2 protein-coding genes are annotated in these 1,185 nt (G+C 33.0%); both read right to left on the bottom strand.

Annotated features, from left to right (window positions below):
* Positions 1-130: 130 nt before the first annotated feature.
* Positions 131-355 (bottom strand): hypothetical protein, encoded by a 225-nt coding sequence (locus ACWXWT_RS20555; RefSeq protein WP_456043412.1) that lies wholly within the window; start codon positions 353-355, stop codon positions 131-133.
* 122 nt (positions 356-477) lie between these two features.
* A complete protein-coding gene (locus ACWXWT_RS20550) occupies positions 478-1,035 on the bottom strand; it encodes a hypothetical protein (RefSeq protein ID WP_456043411.1) in 558 nt (185 codons plus the stop codon).
* Between the last annotated feature and the right edge of the window lie 150 nt (positions 1,036-1,185).

Genomic DNA, 1,185 nt, shown 5'->3' with positions numbered 1-1,185 from the left:
AAACGATGATTTGACAGCTAAATGACAGACGAAGTAGATGAATTTGTTGGTTGATTTTTATTTGACTGCAAAAGCAGTCAAATTAGTTAGGTTCGCCTATTGACTGGCGGAAGGCTCATATGTGTTATGTTTAAATAGCTGACAATGGCTTAATTGAGTTTTCAGTTACATTAATATTAACCTCTATAATATCACCTTGAGATGTAATCCTTAGAGGGTTATTAGGTGTAATAGTAACCCTAATTATACTTCCTGAATTCGTTTTTAACTCTGCTTCAACAGGTGCATTTACCTGAATGATTCTTTCTTCACCTACTTCTAATTTTATGGATTCGATATTATTAGAGTTATTCATAGTACCTCTGATTGACTTTAAACATAACGCTTTGCTAAGCGGCAATAAAATAGTTGGCTAAAATTAGCGAGGAACGAGCAAAAGCCAACTGTTTTTTGTCCGTTTAAGCAACTTGTTATACGCTATATACTCAATACTACAACTTCTACTTTACCATGTTTATCATAAGGTTGAATTTGCATTTTAATTTGGGAGTCATTTGTTAGCTCTAACGAACTCTCCGAAGCTTTATATTTACTATAAATCACATTAACAGCATTAATTCCTAAAGCGATTTCCTTTTCCATGCGAAGAACCAAACCAAACGAAGTTGTAGCACCACCATTTGTTCTATAAAGAACATAGTTTTTATTACCAACCTCTAATCTGTTTATTTCCTCGAAAGAGTAATCCACACCATTAGTTTTTATGTCCCTGTAATCTAGCTTTGCAAAAGTAAATGTTAAATAAGAAGGAATAGCTAAACAAACAGAAATAATAACACCTATAGTTTTAGCCGATTTAGAGTCCCTCAAAGTAGACCAAAATAAAGCAGAAATAGGCAAACTAACGGCTAACACCATAACAAAAAGGTAATTATATTTAGCATTAACAAATCTAAGCTCCCACGGAAAGTCGATCATATTAAGACAAGTAATCAAAGAAATAACAATTAGAATTATATTTGAGGCTTGTTTCATGTGACGAAAACCTGAATAGCGTATAACAGCGTATTAGCGAGAATTCCGATAAACATCCTGAGAAGCTCACCAAACCCAACATTAATACCACCTTAATTATTAATAATTTTAGTAACTTATCAGTTTACCCTTCATGAATCAATCACCCTT

It is taken from the genome of Shewanella sp. A22 (assembly GCF_053850585.1).
Note: the sequence above shows the minus strand (reverse complement) of the source record. Positions and strands in the feature narration are given on the sequence as shown.

Coding starts and splice junctions, on each gene's coding strand:
- ACWXWT_RS20555 (WP_456043412.1), bottom strand. CDS start 355: ATGAATAACTCTAATAATATCGAATCCATAAAATTAGAAGTAGGTGAA.
- ACWXWT_RS20550 (WP_456043411.1), bottom strand. CDS start 1,035: ATGAAACAAGCCTCAAATATAATTCTAATTGTTATTTCTTTGATTACT.